The organism is Asaia sp. W19 (assembly GCF_003994335.1).
In the GTDB taxonomy this organism is placed as follows: Bacteria; Pseudomonadota; Alphaproteobacteria; order Acetobacterales; family Acetobacteraceae; genus Asaia.
In genome coordinates this window covers 1-1,252 of record NZ_PNQZ01000204.1, presented here as the reverse complement: position 1 = coordinate 1,252, position 1,252 = coordinate 1, and the positions used below count along the sequence as shown (strand labels likewise).

Below are 1,252 nucleotides of genomic sequence, written 5' to 3'. Positions count from 1 at the left end.
CCCGAATAGCCGTATCCGCCAGGCACTCAACCGCCGAGCGGTGCATCGCCTGATCGAGATTTCCAGGCCGGGTGAGGACCACCGCCCGCTCGCGCGCCTGGTCGACGAAAAAGCCATTGTGAATGCCGCGGTCGGTCTGCTTGCTACGGGTGGTTCGACCAATCACGCGATTCACCTGCCAGCCATTGCACGCGCTGCAGGCATCTGTATCGACTGGAGCGATCTCGATACGCTGTCATCGGCAGTGCCGCTGCTGACACGCGCCTACCCTAATGGCTCCGCTGATGTGAATGCCATGCAGGAGGCGGGAGGGCTGCCCACGCTCATTGCCGCGCTCTGCGAGGCCGGTATGCTGCATCAGGATATCCTGACCGTGTCCAGGGGCGGTTTCAGTGATTACGCCTGTCGCGCGCGGCTCGAGGGGGAGGCACTGCTCTACAGCGCTGCGCGCGCCTCGGCGGATCGCAGCGTGTTGCGTGACACGAAGGAGCCGTTCCGCAAGGATGGCGGCATGCGTCTTGTCCAGGGCTCGCTGGGCCGTGGCATCTACAAGACGAGTGCGGTCGATGAGGACCGTCAGACCATCGAAGCGCCCGCTGCCGTGTTCCAGACCCAGGAGGACGTCATCACGGCCTTCAAGGCGGGGAAGCTCAATCGCGATGTGATCGTGGTCGTGCGCTTCCAGGGCCCCGATGCCAATGGCATGCCCGAGCTGCATCGTCTCACTCCGACACTGGCGGTGCTCCAGGACAAAGGCTATCGCGTGGCCCTTCTGACCGACGGGCGCATGTCAGGCGCAAGCGGCAAGGTGCCTGCGGCCATCCATATCTGCCCGGAAGCACATTCGGGCGGCCCGATCGCGCGCATTCAGGATGGCGACATGCTGCGCATCTGCGCGCGTCGTGGTGAGATTGAAGCGCTTGTCGATCCTGCGATATGGGAGCGTCGCCAGCCTGCAATGCAGCCCTTGCCCGGCATGGGCACGGGGCGTGAGATGTTCGCGCTCATGCGGAGCCGGTCGGATAGTGCGGAAAAGGGCGGATCGGCCATGCTCGCCGCCATGGAAGACGTGATGGATCGTCACGGCGTGGAACTCGATAAGGATTTTGGTGATGCTCGACACGACAATGCTGGACGCCGTGATGACGAAATGTCCGGTCATTCCGGTTCTGGTCATTCCCGACCTGTCTCTGGCGCGTCCGATCGCGCAGGCGCTGGTCGCGGGCGGGTTGACCACGCTTGAAGTAACGCT

The 1,252-nt window shown here is 63.7% G+C and carries 2 pseudogenes; both read left to right on the top strand.

Features of this window, described 5'->3' with window-relative positions:
• Positions 1–1,096 (top strand): annotated as a pseudogene (locus C0V97_RS18035) (dihydroxy-acid dehydratase); the annotation flags it as partial.
• A 16-nt stretch (positions 1,097–1,112) separates the two neighbouring features.
• Positions 1,113–1,252: pseudogene (locus C0V97_RS18030) on the top strand (2-dehydro-3-deoxyphosphogluconate aldolase); the annotation flags it as partial.